Consider the following 17524-nt stretch of genomic DNA (forward strand, 5'->3'; position numbering starts at 1 on the left):
GAATGGAGCTTTCCCCCATGAACACGATGCTGCGTAAGAGCGTTCTCGGTATTGCTGGTCTGGCTTTCACCGGTGGTGTGTTCGCCGGTCCGATCGCCGCCCACGCCGACGCCGCCCCCGTGCAGGGCACCAAGCCGGTCGCGGTGAGTGTGCAGGGCGCGCAGTCGCACATCGACCTGAACGGCGAGCAGACCGCCAACGCCAAGGCGATCATCGCCGCGACGAAGAAGGCCGGTCTGCCGGAGCGGGCGGCGGTCATCTCGATCGCCACGTCGCTGCAGGAGTCGAAGCTGGAGAACCTGGGTCACCTCGGCGACCGCAATGACCATGACTCGCTGGGCCTGTTCCAGCAGCGCCCGTCCTCGGGTTGGGGCACGCCGGAGCAGATCACCGACCCGGAGTACTCGACGCTTGCGTTCCTGAAGGGTCTGAAGCAGGTTGACGGGTGGCAGGACATGCCGCTGACCGAGGCCGCCCAGACCGTGCAGGTCTCGGCCTACCCGGATGCGTACGCGCAGTGGGAGCAGCAGGCCGCCGACATCGTCGCCCACAACTGGAACAGCTGACACAAGCACGAAGGCCGGCACCCCGATCGGGTGCCGGCCTTCGGCGTCTCTAGACCCGGAACCCCGCGGCCCGGGCGGCCTGGCGTTCACGACGTCGCGAACGACGCCGCCGCAGGAACCAGAAGAAGAACGCCACGAGCCCGAGCAGGAACGCCAGCACCAGGACCGGCAGCAGGATCGCCACCACCGACATGACCGCGCTGGTGGCGTCCTCGGCGGTGCTGGCCACCGGGGCGCCGAACCCCGCGGTGGTCGCGTTGATGACCGGCCGGGCCGCCGACTTGAGCAGGTGCACGCCGAGCGCGATGAGCACGCCGACCACTACCGGCACCCACTGGTGTGAGGAGAAGAAGGTGTCCGGGTCGCTGACCGTGACCGTCTCCGAGGTGGAGCCGGCGCCGAAGGCCAGCCCGCCGGCGGTGGGCCGGACCACGGTCTGCACCACGTCGTTGACGTGGTCGACCACCGGCACCTTGTCGGCCACCACCTCGACGGCGAGCAGCACGGCGAGGATCAGCAGGACCCACCCGTTGCCCAACCACTGCCAGCCGCTCGGCAGCTCCATGAGGTCGGTGTAGCGCGCGAGCAGACCCATCAGCAGGAGGGGGATGTAGGCGTTCAGGCCCGCCGAGGCGGCGAGGCCGGAACCGGTGAGGACTTCGAGCACGATCTCAATATCGCACCGGTACGCCAGTGGCGCTCGTCGGCGAACGCCGGGTGCTCCGCTACCCTCGTCGGGTGCGGTTGGTGATTGCGAAGTGCTCGGTGGACTACGTCGGACGACTGTCGGCACACCTGCCGCCGGCCACCCGGTTGCTCATGGTGAAGGCGGACGGGTCGGTGTCGATCCACGCCGACGACCGGGCGTACAAGCCGTTGAACTGGATGAGCCCGCCGTGCCGGCTGGAGGAGGCCCCAGGCGTGTGGCGGGTGGTCAACAAGGCCGGCGAAGAGCTGCGCATCACCCTGGAGGAGGTCTTCCAGGACACCTCGTACGAGCTGGGCGTCGACCCGGGCCTGCGCAAGGACGGCGTCGAGGCGCACCTCCAGGAGCTGCTGGCCGCGAACCCGGAGACCCTCGGTGAGGGGTTCACGCTGGTGCGGCGGGAGTACATGACGGCGATCGGCCCGGTCGACCTGCTCTGCCGGGACGCCAACCAGGGCGCCGTGGCGGTCGAGGTGAAGCGGCGCGGGGAGATCGACGGTGTCGAACAGCTCACCCGCTACCTGGAGCTGATGAACCGCGACCCGCTGCTCGCCCCGGTCACCGGGGTGTTCGTGGCGCAGGAGATCAAGCCGCAGGCCCGGGTGCTCGCCACCGACCGGGGCATCCGCTGCGTGGTGGTCGACTACGACCGGCTGCGCGGCATCGAGCGCGACGAGCTGACCCTGTTCTGAGCGGGCGGGCCTGGGTCGTCAGCGGCCCCGGCCGTACATCAGCTTGGCGGCCTTGACCAGGCGGGCGACGTCCGCCGGCGTGCGCTCGAAGGTCATCGACGGCAGCAGCGACCGGGCCCGGCGGCGGGTGACCGACTTGGCCCGGCCGAACTCGCGCAGCCCGTCCTCGCCGTGGATGCGGCCGAAGCCGGAGTCGCCCACACCGCCGAACGGCAGGGTGGACATGCCGGCGAAGGTCAGCGCCGAGTTGACCGAGGCCATCCCGGAGCGCAGGCGCCGCGCGACGGCCACGGCCCGCTTGCGGCCGAAGACCGAACCGCCGAGACCGTACGACAGGGCGTTGGCCCGCTCGACGGCCTCGTCCACGTCGCGGACCCGGTTGACGGTGAGCGTCGGCCCGAAGGTCTCCTCGCGCACCGCGGCCGAGTCCTCGGGCACGTCGACAAGCACGGTCGGGTGCACGTACGGCGGCTGGACCGCGTCGGGGCCGCCGAGCACCGGCCGGCCGCCGCGGGCCACCGCGTCGTCGATGTGCCGGCGGATGACGTCGACCTGGGACGGCATGGTGATGGGGCCGATGTCGGCGCCGTCGGGGCCGACGGTGAGCCGGCCGGCCTTCGTCACCACCTTGTCGACGAAGGCGTCGAAGACCTGGTCGACCGCGTAGACCCGTTCGATGCCGATGCAGGTCTGGCCGGCGTTGGTCAGCGCGCCCCAGACGCACGCCTCGGCGGCGGCGTCGAGGTCGGCGTCGCTGTCCACGATCATGGCGTCCTTGCCGCCCGCCTCCAGCAGCACCGGGGTGAGCGTCTCGGCACAGGCGGCCATGACCTTCTTGGCGGTGGCGGTCGAGCCGGTGAAGGCCAGCTTGGCCACGCCGGAGCGGCACAGCGCCGCACCCACGTCGCCGAGCCCGTGCACCGCCTGGAAGACGGGCTGCTCCGGCACCACCTCGGCGAACCGGTCCACCAGCCACTGCCCGACGGCCGGGGTGTACTCGCTGGGCTTGAACACCACCGCGTTCCCGGCGGCCAGGGCGTACGCGGCGGAGCCGATGGGCGTGAAGACGGGGTAGTTCCAGGGGCCGATCACGCCGACCACCCCGTACGGCTGGTATTCCAGGTGGCCGGTGAACTCGGCGAGGATCAGCCGGGAGCGGACCCGGCGCGGCCCGAGCACCCGGCGGGCGTTGCGGGCGGCCCAGTCGATGTGCTCCACCGCGGTGAGGATCTCCACCACGGCGTCGCCGACCGGCTTGCCGCCCTCGGTGTGCACCAGGTCGGCCAGCTCCTCCATCCGGCGGGCGAGCACGCCGCGCCAGCGCAGCAGCCGGTCGCGCCGGCCGGCGAAGCCCAGCCCGGCCCACCAGTCGCCGGCGGCGCGGGCCCGCTCCACCGCGGCCCGTACGTCCGCCTCGGTCGCCACCGGGAGCCGTCCGGCCTCCTCGCCGGTCGCCGGGCTCGTCGACACCAGTCGACCGTCCTCGATGAGCGGGGTCCCCGGGACACGCACAGCCGTCATGGCCGAAGTCTAGACCCGAGCGTTACTCACCGGTAGGTCCCGCGCAGCCCGTACTCTGCCCAGGCCGGCGGTGCGCGGGCCCGGCAGGATCGACGGACGTGCCGCCGATTGAACCGGCGGCGCCCGCCGAAACGTTGAACAGGACATGGCCGGCCGGGGTCACGGGGGTGACCGCGCGGTGGTGGGAGCGATTACCGTGAGGTGGCAGGCTGACGCCGCGGAGCGACGGTGGGGTGGAGGTCGACTGTCCATGGAGGAGCATCCGGAACTGATGCCGCTGCTGACGGTGTCGGGCGGGGCGATGCGGGGGCTGAGTTTCCGGGTCGGTCGGGATCCACAGCTGGTCGGCCGGGCGCCGAGCGCCGACATCGTGCTGGCCGACCCGCACCTGAGCCGCCGGCACGCCACGGTCCAGGCCACCCCCGACGGGGTGGTGCTCACCGACCTCGGCTCGACGAACGGCACCTGGCTCAACGACCAGCGGATCGCCGGCAGCGTCCCGCTCGCCGACGGAGACGTCATCCGGCTCGGCCGCACCGACCTGCGCTTCTTTGACCCGGGCGTGGCCCGCACCGACCCGGTGGGGATGAGCTTCGGGCAGCCCCGCCGCGACCAGCGGCCCACCCTGCCGCTGCCGGTCCCGCCCACGCCGCGGCCGCCCGTCGAGGCCCGCGGCGCGCTGCCCCTGGCGGTCGACGCGCACCGCTGACCCGGAGTTCCGCCACACCCTCCTGCGGCGCCGGATGGAGCCCGCCCACATGGACCGGTCGCGGACGGCCGTGCCAGCATGCGCGGATGCGGAGCGAGCGGCACACCGTCCAGGCCAACGGCATCACCCAGGCGGTCCGGGTGGCCGGCCCGCCGGACGGCGTGCCGGTGCTGCTGGTGCACGGCAACGTGTCGTCCGCCGCGTTCTGGGAGCCGCTGCTGCCCCGGCTGCCGGAGACGCTCCGGGTGGTCGCCCCCGACCTGCGCGGATACGGCGAGACCGACACCGCCCCGGTCGACGCCACCCGCGGCCTCGGCGACTTCGCCGACGACGTGGCCGCGCTGCTCGACGCCCCCGGGCTGTTCGCCCCCGGCGCCAGGCCAGTGGTCGTGGGGCACTCGCTCGGCGGCGGGGTGGCGATGCGGCTGCTCGTCGACCGCCCCGACCGGGTGGCCGGGCTGCTGCTGGAGGCGCCGGTCTCCCCGTACGGCTTCGGCGGGACCCGGGACCTCGACGGCACCCCCACCACGCCCGACTTCGCCGGCACCGGCGCGGGCACCGCGAACCCCGACTTCGTGGCCCGGCTGGCCGCGGGGGACCGGGGCGCCGACGGCCCGACCAGCCCGCGCAACGTGCTGCGTTCGGCGTACGTGGCCGACCCGGCGTCGCTCGGCGGGGACGAGGACCTGCTGCTGGAGAGCATGCTGACGACCGCCACGGGGAACGACAACTACCCCGGCACGGCGGTCGCCTCGGGGCACTGGCCGGGCACCGCGGCGGGGGAGCGCGGGGTGCTCAACGCGCTGGCGCCGGCCCACTTCCGGCTCGCCGACGAGCTGGTCGCCGTCCCGGCCAAGCCGCCGGTGACCTGGGTACGCGGCGACGCCGACGTGATCGTCTCGGACACCTCGCTGTTCGACCTGGCGTACCTCGGGTCGCTCGGGGTGGTGCCCGGCTGGCCCGGGGAGGCCGACTGCCCGCCGCAGCCGATGGTCGGGCAGACCCGGGCGGTCCTCGACGCGTACGCGGCGGCCGGCGGGACGTACCGGGAGGTGGTGCTGCCCGGCTGCGGGCACAGCCCGCACCTGGAGCGGCCGGCCGAGTTCGTGGCCGAGCTGCTGGCGCTCGCGGGGGTGCCCACGGGGGTCTGACCGGCGCGGTGCGTGAAATATCCCACCGCGTCTCGACAACTCAGCGTCACGTGGCAGACTCCGGCGCATAACCTTAGCCGCCGTTCAATGCCGGCGGAGTCGACCAAGGGGAGGCCGGTCGTGGCGCGCGAGTTCACCAGTGTGGGTGTGGTGGGTCTGGGCACCATGGGTGCCGGCATCGTCGAGGTGTTCGCCCGCAACGGCATCGACGTGGTGGCCGTCGAGATCTCCGCGGCCGCCGTGGAGCGCGGCCGGGCCACCCTCACCGGCTCGACGGACCGGGCGGTCGCCAAGGGCAAGCTCGCCGAGGCCGACCGCGACGCGCTGCTGGCCCGGGTGGACTGGCAGGTCGGGCTGGACGCCCTGCACTCGGTGGACCTGGTGATCGAGGCGGTGCCCGAGCACCTGGACCTGAAGCAGCGGATCTTCGCCGAGCTGGACCGGGTCTGCAAGCCCGAGGCGATCCTGGCCACCAACACCTCCTCGCTGAGCGTCACCGAGATCTCGGTCGCCACCACCCGGCCGAACCAGGTCATCGGCATCCACTTCTTCAACCCGGCGCCGGTCATGAAGCTGGTCGAGGTGGTCCGCACCGTGGTCACCTCCGCCGACGTGGTGGCCGACGTGGAGGCGCTCTGCGAGCGGCTCGGCAAGGTCGACGTCACCATCAGCGACCGGGCCGGGTTCATCGCCAACGCGCTGCTCTTCGGCTACCTCAACCACGCGGTGAGCATGTTCGAGTCCCGCTACGCCACCCGCGAGGACATCGACGCCGCCATGAAGCTCGGCTGCGGCCTGCCCATGGGCCCGCTCGCGCTGATGGACCTGATCGGCCTCGACACCGCGTACGAGATCCTGGACACCATGTACCGGCGCGGCGGCCGCGACCGCCGGCACGCCCCGGTGCCGCTGATCAAGCAGATGGTCACGGCCGGCCTGCTCGGCCGGAAGTCCGGCCGCGGTTTCTACACCTACGAGCGGCCGGGCTCCCCGGTGGTCGTACCCGACGAGCACACCCCGGTGACCACGGGCGCCGCGCTCGCCGACGGCGCCCGGGCGATTGCCAAGGTCGGCGTCGTCGGCTCCGGGACCATGGCCACCGGCATCATCGAGGTCTTCGCCAAGGCCGGCTACGAGGTCATCTCGGTGACCCGGGGCGCGGAGAAGTCCGCCAAGGTCTGCGAGGCGGTCAAGACCTCGCTGAACAAGGGCGTGGTGCGGGGCAAGCTGAGCGAGGAGGACCGGGACGCCGCGCTCGGCCGGGTCACCTGGTCGGCCACCCTCGACCACCTGGCCGACGTCGACCTGGTCGTCGAGGCGGTGATCGAGGAGCTGAGCGTCAAGAAGGCCCTGTTCGCCAGCCTCGACGAGATCTGCAAGCCGGGCGTCGTGCTGGCTACCACCACCTCGTCGCTGCCGGTGATCGACGTGGCGATGGCCACCCAGCGGCCCGCCGACGTGATCGGCCTGCACTTCTTCAACCCGGCGCCGATCATGCCGCTGGTGGAGATCGTGCAGACCATCCGCACCTCGGCGGAGACCAGCGCCACCGCCCGGGCGGTGTGCGCGGCGCTGGGCAAGACCGGCGTGGTCTGCGGCGACCGGTCCGGCTTCATCGTCAACGCGCTGCTCTTCCCGTACCTGAACGACGCGGTGAAGATGCTGGAGGCCAGCTACTCGACGGCCGACGACATCGACTACGCCATGAAGCTCGGCTGCGGTTACCCCATGGGCCCGTTCGAGCTGCTCGACGTGGTCGGCCTGGACGTCTCGCTGGCCATCCAGCGCGAGCTCTACCTGGAGCTGCGCGAGCCGGGCTTCGCCCCCGCGCCGCTGCTGGAGCACCTGGTCACCGCCGGCTACCTGGGCCGCAAGAGCGGCCGCGGTTTCCGCGACCACACGAAGCGCTGATCCGGGTCAACACCGGGCGCCGGTGACGGCGTCTTCAGGGCGTGACCTTCGAGGAGTACGTCGGCAGCCGCGGCCCGGCCCTCTTGCGCCTGGCCCGGCTGCTGACCGGCGACGCGCACCGCGCCGAGGACCTGACCCAGGACGTCCTGGCCCGTGCGTACGTGCACTGGCGGAAGATCGCCCGGGCCGACCGGCCCGACGTGTACGTGCGGCGGATGCTGGTCAACGCCAACACGTCGTGGTGGCGCCGGCGGTCCAGCCGGGAGCTGGCCGTGGACACCTTCACCGAGCGGCCCGAGCGGGGTGACCTCGGCGGTGAGGCGGCCGACCGGGACGAGATGTGGCGGCTGATCCGCGCCCTGCCCGACCGCCAGCGTGCCGTGCTGGTGCTGCGCTACTACGAGGACCTGGACGACGCGACCATCGCCCAGGTCCTCGACTGCTCGCCGGTCACCGTCCGCACCCACGCGATGCGGGCGCTCGCCCACCTCCGGGAGCGCTGCGGCGTCCCGACGACCAAGGGGAGCCGGCCGTGACCGACCTCGACCAGCGGATCGCCTCGGTGCTGCGGGAGCACGCCGAGGGGGAGACGGACACCCACCGCCTGCTGCGGGACTCCCGCGCCCTCGGCCGGCGCCGGCAGGTGCGCCGCCGGACCGCCACCGGCACCGCCCTGGCCCTGGTCGGGGTGCTCGGCTTCGTCGGGGTGAGCGGCACGGACCTCGGCGGGCTGTCCGGGCGGCTGCCCTGGAGCGCGGCCACTCCGACCGCCGCCCCACCGGTGCCGCCCCGCGCCGACGGGGTGCCGGGGGCGGCCCAGCGGCCCGACCTGGTCGGCACCGACCCGCAGGTGCTGCACCTGGGCATCGACACCGGCCGGGCCCGCTACCTGGGCTGGGCCAGCGACGGGTTGAGCGGCGAGCAGATCCGGCTCAGCGTCGGAAGCGGCCAGCCGGTCCTGGTCGAGGTGAACCGGTCCGCGCGGCCGTTCGACTTCAGCATCGACGGCTTCCCGCCCTCGGCGGTTCCGGGGCGACCGACCTTCGACGGCGAGATCCGGCACGTGAGCGGCACGACCGGCGGGCTGGTCAAGACCTGGCGGCCCGCGCCCGGCCTGTACGCCAGGGCGAGCACGCTCGGCGGCGACCGGCGCGCGCTGGCCGCGGCCGTGGATGCCCTGCGCTGGAAGGAGGCACGACGATGCGCGGCGCCGCTGAAGATCACCTCGTTGCCGGAGGGCGCCACGGTGACCGCCTGCTCCGTCGATGTCACCGCCTTCCCGGGCAGCCTCACGGTCCAGCTCACCGTCTTCCGGGAGCCGGCGACCATGTGGGTGCAACTGCTGTACGGGGCGCAGATCTCGGGCGGCCGCGCCGAGAGCAACCGCACGGTGGGTGGCCGTCCCGCCTACCTCTACCCGGCCGGCACGAAGCTGGAGCTGCTCGGCATCCCGCAGGCGCACCTGACCGCCGATGTCGTTGGGCCGTGGACCGACGGCTACCTCAAGGACAAGCCGACGTTCACCGAGGCCGACATGGCGACCGTGCTGGCCGGGACGCAGGTGGCGAAGGACCTGACCGACCCGGAGACCTGGAAGTGAGCTCCGCCGGCCGGGCCGCCCGACCCGGGCCGGCCCGGCCGGCGGACCGTACGCTTGGTGACCGTGAGCCCCCGTCGCAACCGTCCCCGCCGGGACGACACCATCCACCTGGACTCCGAGCGGGCGCGCCAGGGCGTGCCGACCGTCCAGCAGTGGCGCGACGGCGACTGGCAGGTCCGCGGGATCACCGGCGGGGCGTCGGTCAAGACGTACCGGTGCCCCGGCTGCGACCAGGAGATCCGCCCCGGGGTGGCGCACGTGGTGGCCTGGCCGGCCGACGACCGGGGTGACCTGACCGACCGCCGGCACTGGCACAGCGGCTGCTGGCGGGCCCGGGACCGGCGCGGGCCGAACCTCCAGCGCGGCCGCGGCGCCCCCCGCCACGGCTGAGCGACCTGGATCACGCTGTTTCCGCCCCGGCGGGCGGCGCGGGCGGCGGCGCGGGAGACTGGGACCGTGAGCACACGGATCCGTGCGTCGTCGATCCTGCCCGGCCGCCGGGAGGACATCGAGCTGCACACCGCCGACGGGCTGACGCTGGTCGGCGAGCTGGCCCGGCCGCTGGACCGGGAGCCGGTCGGCACCCTGGTCTGCCTGCACCCGCTGCCCACCCACGGCGGGATGATGGACAGCCACGTGTTCCGCAAGGCGGCCTGGCGGCTGCCGGCGCTGGCCGACCTGGCCGTGCTCCGCTTCAACACCCGGGGCACCAGCAGCGTCCGCGGCACGAGCGAGGGGACCTTCGACGCCGCGGTCGGCGAGCGCTTCGACGTGGCCGCCGCCATCGAGTACGCCGAGTTCCACGAGCTGCCGAACATCTGGCTGGTCGGCTGGTCCTTCGGCACCGACCTGGTGCTCAAGTACGGCTGCGACCCGGCGGTGGCCGGGGCCATCCTGCTCTCCCCGCCGCTGCGCTTCTCCCAGCCCGAGGACCTGACCGTCTGGGCGGAGTCCGGCCGGCCGCTCACCGCCCTGGTTCCCGAGTTCGACGACTACCTGCGCCCCGAGGAGGCCCGGCAGCGCTTCGCCGCGGTGCCGCAGGCCGAGGTGGTCGGGGTGCCCGGCGCCAAGCACCTCTGGGTCGGCGACGCGGAGACGGTGCTCAACGAGATCGTCAGCCGGGTGAACCCGGCCGTGCCGGTCCCGCTGCCGACCACCTGGGACGGCCCCATGGAGACCGGCGACGCGAGCGCGTACGCCGACCGGACCGTGGCCGCCTTCGCCGACACCCCGGTGGCCGGGCCGGAGCAGCGCCGCGCCGGTTGAGGCGTCAGCGGGACTCCTGCCGGGGCAGCACCACCTCGCGCAGGATGAGCTGGAGCGCGGCCACCGTGGGGATGGCGATCAGCGCGCCGACCACGCCCAGCAGCGACACCCCGAGCAGGGCGGCGAGCAGCGCCGCCACCTCGTTGACCGAGACCGCCCGCCGCATGATCTTCGGGTAGATCAGGTAGTTCTCCACCTGCTGGTAGACCAGGAAGAAGCCCAGGCAGGCGATGCCGACCGGCAGGTCGGTGGCGAGGCCGACCAGGGTCACCACCACGGCGCCCAGGGTCGCACCGATCTGCGGGATCAGGTCGGTCACCGCGACCACCACGGCCAGGGCGAAGGGGTACGGCAGACCGACCACCAGGGCGAACACGAAGGTGCTCGCCCCGGCCAGCACCGCGATGGTCAGCGCCCCCACCATGTACGCGCCGACCCGGGTGAGGATCTCGTCACCGATGAGGCGTACCCGCTCCCGGCGGGACCGGGGCACCAGCGCGTACCCGAGGTCGCGCAGCTTGTTGAAGTAGGCCAGGAAGTAGATCGTCAGCACCAGCACGGTCAGTGCCCGGAAGATGGTGCCGAAGATGAGCTGCGCCCCGCCGAGCACGCCGCCGAGGGCTCGGCCGATGGTGTCCGCGTTCGCCGCCGACTGGACGCGCCGCATCACGTCGTAGCGCTCGACGAGGTCGTTGACAGTGGGGTTGCGGCGCAGGTCGTCGACGTAGCCGGGAAGGTGCTCGATGAACTGGCCGGACTGGGTCACCACGGGCGGCACCAGGGCGAGCAGCCCGCCGACGATCAGCAGCAGCACGGTCAGCGTCACCACGGCCACGGCGAGCCCGTGCGGCAGCCCCCAGCGCCGCAACCGCACAACGGCGGGGTGCAGGCCGACGGCGAGGAAGAGCGCGATCACGACGAGCACCAGGATGCCGGCCGAGTTCCGCACGCCCAGGAAGACCGCGTACGCCAGCAGCACGCCGAGCGCCCCCGTGAAGCCGACCAGGAAGCTGCTGCGCCGCAGCGGCCGGCCCGGGACGCCGAACCGCCCGCTCGGCTCGAACTCGGTCGGCTCGGTCTCCACGCCGACCTCGGCCAGCGCGGGCTCGCCACCCGGTTCGCCGCCGCCGACCGGTCCCGTGCTCTCGGCCCGTCCCGCGTTGCCGGTCGGCCCCTGGGCGCCGGTGCGGCGGGAGGTGGCGTCCGCGTCGTGAGGATCGGGTTCGGGGCGCAACGCGTCGAGCGGGTCGTCGTCCGGGGCGGCGGATCCCTCCTGCGACACCCGTGCCTCCCCGGCTCCCCGCTCCGGCTTGGCGGAGCGCCCCTGCGGCGGACCGTGAGGACCGGACGGGTCCTCGACGGCGCAGCCCTTCTGCCCGCAGGCTAGCGGTAGACGCCCGCTCCGACCATCCCTCCGCGACTTCCCGGCACCCCGTGCCGGGCGGCGGGTCAGTCCTTCTCGACGGTGACGGTGCTCGGCTTGGCGCTGCGCTCGTCGGTGGTCGGCTTGGTCGGGCGCTTGCCGTTCTCGCCGGTGCTGGTGATCTTCGTGGGGGTGGCGCCCCGGCCGCCCTCACCGGGCACGGCGGCCACGGTCGGCTCGCCGTCCACGCCGGCGCTGGCGCCGGCACCGTCCACGGTGGTCACCGGCTCGGCGACCGGCCGGGCCTTCGCGGTGTCCGCCGCCGGCTCGCCGGCCTCCGCGGCCGCTGCGGGGGCCGCGCCGTTGGGCGAGACCGTCGCGGTCCCCTTGGCGTCGACGGACACCGGAGCCCGGTCACCCTTCGGGGCCCGGTCACCCGCCGGCGTGTCGCCGGACCGTGCGCCACCCGCCTCCCCGCCGGCCGCGCCGGCCAGTTCGGCCGGGTCGACGGGGGTGGCGGCGAGGCCGGCCGGTCCGGCCTCGGCGCGCAGTTCGGCGATCCGGCGCTGGAGGTCGTCGGACTCCTGCCGGGACTTCCAGGTCTCGGTGCGCAGGTCGGCGAGTTCCTGCTGGGCGTTGGCGATCTCCAGCATCACCTGGGCGAGCTGCTGCCGGCCCGCGGCCACCTCCTGCTGGGTGGCGGCGAGGTGCTGCTGGGTGGTGGCCAGGTGCTGCTGGGTGGTGGCCGCGTACTCCTCGAACTGCCGGCGCGACGCGGCCACGTGCTCGTCGGCCTTGCGGCGCTTGTCGCCGGCGTCCGCCTCGGCCCGGCGCAGCAGCTCGGCGGCCTCCTCCTCGGCCCGACGGCGCATGGTGAGCGCGTCCTGCTCGGCGGCCTGCCGCAGCTCCGCGGCGCCCTGCTCGATCTCCGCCCGTCGGGCCGTGTACGCCTTCTCCAGCTCGTCCTGCCGCTTGGTGTGCTGCCTGTCCAGCTCGTCGCGGCGCTTGGCGAACTCCTGCTCGGCGGTGGCCCGGCGCTGGGCCAGCTCCTTGTCCGCCGTCTCGCGCCGGGCGTTGACCTCCTTCTCCACGCCGGCCCGCCAGGCGCCCAGCTCCTGCTGGGTCTGGGCCCGGGCCTGCTGGACGTACGCCTCGGTCTCGCTGCGCATCCGCTGCACGTACGCCTCGACCTCGGCGCGGTTGCGCTGGCCCGCCTCGGCGGCCTCGGTGGTGAGCCGGTTGGCCTCGGTGCGGGCCCGCCCGCGGGTGACCTTCGCGGCCTCTTCCGCGTCGTCGACGATCTTCTTGGCCTCGGCGAGCGCCTTGGCGTGGGTGGCCCGGCCGGCCTCGGCGGCGGAGTCGGTGAGCCGCTTGGCCTCCTGCTGGGCCTTGGCGTGCACCTCCTTGGCCGCCTCGCGCAGCTGGGTGGCCTCCTGCTGGGCCTTGGCCAGCGCCTCCTTGGCCGTCTCGCGCAGCCGGCTGGACTCCTGCTGGGCGCGGGCGTGGATCTCCTTGGCGGTGTCCCGGAGCTGGGTGGCCTCCCGCTGCGCCGTGGCCAGCGCGTCCTGGGCGTTCTTCCGCAGCTTCTCGGCCTCGTCGCGGGCGGCCTTGAGAGTGGACTCCGCCTCGGCCTTGCGGGCGGCCGTGTGCCGCTCCTCCTCGGCCCGGCGGGCGGCGAGGGCGATCTCGAAGTCCTTGAGGGCCTGGGCGGCCTGCTCGCGGGCCTCCTCGATGATGTGCTCGGCGGCCGCGCGCCGGGCCTCGATCTCCTCGTTGGCGGCGGCCAGGATCTCGTCGGCCTGCTCCTCGGCCATGACGAGGATCTGCTCGACCCGCGGACCGAGGTGCCGGAACGAGGCCCGGTCCACCACGCCCACCTGCTTGCGCACCTGGGCGAGGTCGCGTTGCAGCACCTCGACCTGGCCGGCCAGCTTGTGGATCTGGGTGTACGCCTGTTCCCGCTCGGTTGTCAGCGCCGAGATCTCGTGCTCCGCACGAGCGACGTAGCGGTCGACCTGTCGTTTGTCGTACCCCCGCAGAGCGGACTCGAAGCTGGGCTCCGTGGTCACGTCCCCGCCGAGGGCGAACAGTTCCTCGCCGTGCGACATGCCCCCATCCTCACACGCATCCGGCCCTGCTGGGGCGATACGGACGCCCCGGTTGGGAGGTGCACTTCACTGAACAGGCGAAACGGCCGGGAAAGCGTGACGGCGCGGGGCGGCACCGGTCACCCGGTGTCACCCCGCGCCGCGGCTCATGCCCCGTCTGCGGGTGGTTGTTCAGCCGGCCGACTCGGCCGTGACCTTCTGCTCGGAGCCGCCGGCCTTGGGCGCCTCCGGCTTGTTGGCGCCCGCCGCCGGCACGCCCGGCACGATGCCGGCGAGACCGGAGAGCATCTGCCCGAGCTGCGAGGTGACGGCGTCCTTCTGCCGGGTGAGGTCCTCGACCTCGCGGCGGGCCGCCTGGGTGGTCAGCTCGGCCTCGGTGCGGGCCTCGCTGAGCAGGCGCTGGGCCTCGGCCCGCGCCTCGGAGACCGTCTTCTCGGCCAGTGCCTTGGCCTTCTCCACCGTGTCGGTGGCGGTGCGCTCGGACTCGACCCGGCGGGCCTCGGCCCGCTGCTCGATCTCCTTGGCCCGCTCCTGGGCGGCACGGGCGCGCTGCTCGGCCTCGCTGACCAGCTTCTGGGTCTGCGCGACCTGGGCGGCGTGCCGCTCGGACTCCTCGCGCTCGGCCTTCTCGCGCCGCTCGGCGAGCTGGAGCTCCAGGGCCTGGAGGTCCTTGTCGCGCTTGTCCCGCGCGTCGGTGAGGAGCTTGGTGGCCTCGGCCCGCTTCTCCTCGGCCTCCCGGGCGGCCTTCGCCCGCTGCTGGGTGATCTCCCGCTCGGCGGTGGCGCGCAGGGTGGCGACCTCGCGCTCCACGGTCGACTTCAGCTCGGCCACCTCGTGGGCGGTGACCGTGCGCAGCTGCTTGGTCTCCCGGTCGGCGTCGGCGCGCAGGGTGTCCGCCTCGCGGCGGGCCTGCACGCGCACCTCGGCGGCCTCCCGCTCGGCGGCGGTGCGGACGCTGCCGGCCTCGCGCTCGGCGGTGGCCTTCATGGCGGCCGCCTCGGCGCGCGCCTTGTCGGTGATCTCCCGCGCCTCGAGGCGGGCGGCGGAGAGGATGCCCTCCGACTCGCGCTTGGCCTCGTTGCGGTGGTCGTTGGCCTGCTCCTCGGCCAGCCGGAGGATCTGCTCGACGCGGGTGCCCAGGCCGGAGAGGGTCGGCCGGCTGTTCTCCTCGAGCTGCTTGTTGGTCTCGGTGAGCTTCTGCTCGAGCGCGCCCTGGCGCTGCTCGGCTTGGCGCAGCCGGCGCTGCGCGTCGTTCATCCGCTGCTCGGCCTCGGCCCGGGCCTGCTCGGACTGGCTCAGGGCGGCGGTCAGCCGGCCGATGAAGTCGTCGACCTGGTTGGTGTTGTAACCGCGCAGGCCAACGGTGAAATCGGGCTGTGAGTTCGCGTTATCGAAGAACGCAAGAGGGGACTGCTGCTGGGGCATTGGGACATACTCGCAGACGCCCCAGGGTGCTTCGCAAGAGCGGTCCGGACCTTTCGTGTCCTGTTTACATGGTCAACTTCGACCGCGCGACGGGACCGGACCAACCGGCGATCTTGGCAGGTCCCGGGCGGGTCGGGCGACCCCGAGTGGAGGGCGCGAAAAGGGCCGCGGGCGGGTGCCCGCGGCCCTTTGTCGGACAGCAATCGAATGGTGTTCCGGCTTACCCGAAAGGCAATGCGGCTCTCAGTGCCCGCGGAACCGGTTGATCGCGGTTTCGTGCCGGGCGCGCAGCGCGGTGTCCCGGACGCCGAGACCGTCGGCGGGCGCCAGGCAGCGCACGCCGACCTTGCCCTGGTGCGCGTTGCGGTGCACCTCGTACGCGGCCTGGCCGGTCTGCTCCAGCGGGTAGGTCTTCGACACGGTCGGGTGCACCTTGCCCAGCGCCACGAGGCGGTTGGCCTGCCAGGCCTCGTGGTAGTTGGCGAAGTGGCTGCCGACGATCCGCTTGAGGTGCATCCACAGGTAGCGGTTGTCGTACTGGTGCAGGAAGCCGCTCGTGGAGGCGCAGGTGACGATGGTGCCGCCCTTCTTGGCGACGTAGACGCTGGCGCCGAAGGTCTCCCGGCCGGGGTGCTCGAAGACGATGTCCGGGTCCTCGCCGCCGGTCAGCTCGCGGATCCGCTCCCCGAACCGGCGCCACTCGTCCTGGTCCTGGGTCTCCTCGTCCTTCCAGAACCGGAAGCCCTCGGCGGTCCGGTCGATGACCAGCTCGGCGCCCATCTTCCGGCACAGCTCGGCCTTCTCCGGCGAGGAGACCACGCAGACCGGGATGGCCCCGCCGTTCAGCGCCATCTGGGTGGCGTAGCCGCCGAGGCCGCCGGAGGCGCCCCAGATCAGCACCACGTCGCCCTGCTTCATGTTCGCCCCGTGGTGGGACACGAGCTGCCGGTACGCCGTGGAGTTGACCAGCCCCGGGCTGGCCGCCTCCTCCCAGCTCAGGTGGCGCGGCTTCGGCATGAGCTGGTTGGCCTTGACCACGGCCAGCTCGGCCAGGCCGCCGAAGTTGGTCTCGAAGCCCCAGATCCGCTGCTGCGGGTCGAGCATGGTGTCGTCGTGGCCGGCGGCGTCCTCCAGCTCCACCGAGAGGCAGTGCGCGACCACCTCGTCGCCCGCCTTCCAGCGGGTCACCCCGGGCCCGGTCCGCAGCACCACGCCGGCCGCGTCCGACCCGACCACGTGGTACGGCAGGTCGTGCCGGCGGGTCAGCTCGGAGAGCCGGCCGTAGCGCTGGAGGAACTTGAAGGTGGGCAGCGGCTCGAAGATGCTGGTCCACACGGTGTTGTAGTTGATGGCGCTGGCCATCACCGCGACGAGCGCCTCGCCGGGGCCCAGCTCGGGGGTGGGCACCTCCTGGACGTGCAGCGCCTTGCGCGGGTCCTTGTCCCGGGTGGCCATGCCGTCGAACATGCGGGTGTCCTCGGCGCGGACCACCACGCCCCGGTAGCTCTCCGGTACCGGCAGGCCGGCGAGGCCGGCGAGTTCCCGCTCCGGCTGAGCGGAGCCCTCCGCCGCCATGATCGCTTCAAGGATGTCCTGCACGGTGACCTCCCGTTCGTTGCGCACCCGCACCGGGCGGGCAGGGGTGCTGCCATCGTCGGCGCCGGTGCGACGGGACCGCCATGTCGGCAATCGACACATCCGGCACCGGTCGCACTCCTGTGGGGCGGGACGTTACTGAACGGTAGCTAGGGCCGGAAGTCCTCTGTGAAAAACTGCATCCACCGATGCGTGGAGCTGTCCGTGGGAACGTGAAAACGCGCAGTGCCGCGCCGTGTCCCAGGAAGTAGGAAGGGGCCCCGGCCGTCACGCCGGGACCCCTTGGCGCAGCTCAGTGACCGGTGGCGGCGGGCTCGACCAGTTCGACAAGGACGCCGCCGGCGTCCTTCGGGTGGACGAAGTTGATCCGCGAGTCGGCGGTGCCCCGCTTCGGCTTCTCGTAGAGCAGCCGGACGCCGCGCTCGCGCAGCGCCGCGCAGGCCGCGTCGATGTCGGTCACCGTGTACGCGACCTGCTGCACGCCCGGCCCGTTGCGGTCCAGGAACTTGGCGATCGTCGAGGACGGCGACAGCGGGGCGAGCAGTTGCACGCAGCCGCCCTCGGCGGTCGGCCCGACGGCCAGCATCGCCTCGCGTACGCCCTGCTCCTCGTTGGTCTCGGTGTGCACGCAGCGCATGCCGAAGGTGCGCTCGTAGAAGTCGATCGCGGCGTCCAGGTCCGCCACGGCGATCCCGACGTGGTCGATGCGGCGCAGGCCGATGTCGGTGGCGTGGTCGGCAGCGGGCTCGACGGGGGAGTTCTCAGCCATGGCGCCAGTCTGGCCGAACAATCGTTCAGGCGTACAGGTCGGCAATCTCACGCCTCCTCCTAACGGGCCACCCCGAACGAGGTCCTCGGGCGGGCCTCCGCCGTACACCCGAGCCGGCGCCGGCCGCGCCGCGATCGTCGT

At 73.2% G+C, this 17524-nt stretch carries 16 protein-coding genes; 9 read left to right on the forward strand and 7 right to left on the reverse strand.

Annotated features, from left to right (window positions below; genetic code table 11):
• Nucleotides 1–17 precede the first annotated feature (17 nt).
• Nucleotides 18–566: a hypothetical protein gene (locus GA0070603_RS25450; RefSeq protein WP_091318785.1), complete on the forward strand. Its 549-nt coding sequence runs from the start codon at nucleotides 18–20 to the stop codon at nucleotides 564–566.
• 49 nt (nucleotides 567–615) lie between these two features.
• Here the strand turns inward: GA0070603_RS25450 and GA0070603_RS25455 are convergent, their stop codons facing one another.
• Complete coding sequence (locus GA0070603_RS25455; RefSeq protein ID WP_091318787.1) at nucleotides 616–1233, reverse strand: DUF4126 domain-containing protein; 618 nt, start codon at nucleotides 1231–1233, stop codon at nucleotides 616–618.
• Between the two features lie 71 nt (nucleotides 1234–1304).
• Between GA0070603_RS25455 and nucS the strand changes: the two genes are divergently transcribed.
• On the forward strand, nucleotides 1305–1964 hold the full coding sequence (nucS, locus tag GA0070603_RS25460) for an endonuclease NucS (RefSeq protein ID WP_091322299.1): 660 nt from the start codon (nucleotides 1305–1307) through the stop codon (nucleotides 1962–1964).
• 18 nt (nucleotides 1965–1982) lie between these two features.
• On the opposite strand, the gene GA0070603_RS25465 is transcribed toward nucS, so the two are convergent.
• Nucleotides 1983–3485 carry an aldehyde dehydrogenase family protein gene (locus tag GA0070603_RS25465; protein WP_091318789.1) on the reverse strand — a complete coding sequence of 501 codons (1503 nt, stop codon included), beginning with the start codon at nucleotides 3483–3485 and terminating at the stop codon, nucleotides 1983–1985.
• Between the two features lie 250 nt (nucleotides 3486–3735).
• On the opposite strand from GA0070603_RS25465, the gene GA0070603_RS25470 reads away from it, so the two are divergent.
• The 7 genes from GA0070603_RS25470 (at nucleotide 3736) to GA0070603_RS25500 (ending at nucleotide 10122) form a co-directional block, all read left to right on the forward strand.
• Nucleotides 3736–4194 (forward strand): FHA domain-containing protein, encoded by a 459-nt coding sequence (locus GA0070603_RS25470; protein WP_091318791.1) that lies wholly within the window; start codon nucleotides 3736–3738, stop codon nucleotides 4192–4194.
• A gap of 86 nt (nucleotides 4195–4280) precedes the next feature.
• Nucleotides 4281–5345 (forward strand): alpha/beta hydrolase, encoded by a 1065-nt coding sequence (locus GA0070603_RS25475; RefSeq protein ID WP_091318793.1) that lies wholly within the window; start codon nucleotides 4281–4283, stop codon nucleotides 5343–5345.
• A 120-nt stretch (nucleotides 5346–5465) separates the two neighbouring features.
• A complete protein-coding gene (locus tag GA0070603_RS25480; RefSeq protein WP_091318795.1) occupies nucleotides 5466–7256 on the forward strand; it encodes a 3-hydroxyacyl-CoA dehydrogenase family protein in 1791 nt (596 codons plus the stop codon).
• A 41-nt stretch (nucleotides 7257–7297) separates the two neighbouring features.
• Nucleotides 7298–7792 (forward strand): SigE family RNA polymerase sigma factor, encoded by a 495-nt coding sequence (locus tag GA0070603_RS25485; RefSeq protein WP_091318797.1) that lies wholly within the window; start codon nucleotides 7298–7300, stop codon nucleotides 7790–7792.
• Complete coding sequence (locus GA0070603_RS25490) at nucleotides 7789–8856, forward strand: hypothetical protein (RefSeq protein ID WP_091318798.1); 1068 nt, start codon at nucleotides 7789–7791, stop codon at nucleotides 8854–8856. Before GA0070603_RS25485 ends, GA0070603_RS25490 begins: the two co-directional genes overlap by 4 nt.
• A gap of 102 nt (nucleotides 8857–8958) precedes the next feature.
• Entirely contained in the window at nucleotides 8959–9246 is a 288-nt protein-coding gene (locus tag GA0070603_RS25495) for an Rv1322 family protein (RefSeq protein WP_167544636.1), read from the forward strand.
• Between the two features lie 66 nt (nucleotides 9247–9312).
• Nucleotides 9313–10122, forward strand: coding sequence for an alpha/beta hydrolase (locus tag GA0070603_RS25500; protein WP_091318800.1), 810 nt, complete (start codon nucleotides 9313–9315; stop codon nucleotides 10120–10122).
• A gap of 4 nt (nucleotides 10123–10126) precedes the next feature.
• Here GA0070603_RS25500 and GA0070603_RS25505 read toward each other — a convergent pair whose 3' ends face one another.
• The 5 genes from GA0070603_RS25505 to mce all read right to left on the reverse strand — a co-directional run bounded on the left by GA0070603_RS25505 (nucleotide 10127) and on the right by mce (nucleotide 17383).
• A complete protein-coding gene (locus GA0070603_RS25505) occupies nucleotides 10127–11221 on the reverse strand; it encodes an AI-2E family transporter (RefSeq protein ID WP_091322301.1) in 1095 nt (364 codons plus the stop codon).
• Nucleotides 11222–11571: 350 nt separating this feature from the next.
• Entirely contained in the window at nucleotides 11572–13593 is a 2022-nt protein-coding gene (locus tag GA0070603_RS25510) for a coiled-coil domain-containing protein (protein WP_091318802.1), read from the reverse strand.
• A 171-nt stretch (nucleotides 13594–13764) separates the two neighbouring features.
• On the reverse strand, nucleotides 13765–15018 hold the full coding sequence (locus GA0070603_RS25515) for a DivIVA domain-containing protein (RefSeq protein ID WP_091318804.1): 1254 nt from the start codon (nucleotides 15016–15018) through the stop codon (nucleotides 13765–13767).
• 243 nt (nucleotides 15019–15261) lie between these two features.
• Nucleotides 15262–16617, reverse strand: a complete 1356-nt coding sequence (gene ccrA / locus GA0070603_RS25520) for a crotonyl-CoA carboxylase/reductase (RefSeq protein WP_091322302.1) — start codon at nucleotides 16615–16617, stop codon at nucleotides 15262–15264.
• 289 nt (nucleotides 16618–16906) lie between these two features.
• Nucleotides 16907–17383 (reverse strand): methylmalonyl-CoA epimerase, encoded by a 477-nt coding sequence (mce, locus tag GA0070603_RS25525; RefSeq protein WP_091318806.1) that lies wholly within the window; start codon nucleotides 17381–17383, stop codon nucleotides 16907–16909.
• Nucleotides 17384–17524: the final 141 nt, after the last annotated feature.

The sequence above is a fragment of the Micromonospora chersina genome (genome assembly GCF_900091475.1).
In the GTDB taxonomy this organism is placed as follows: Bacteria; Actinomycetota; Actinomycetes; order Mycobacteriales; family Micromonosporaceae; genus Micromonospora; species Micromonospora chersina.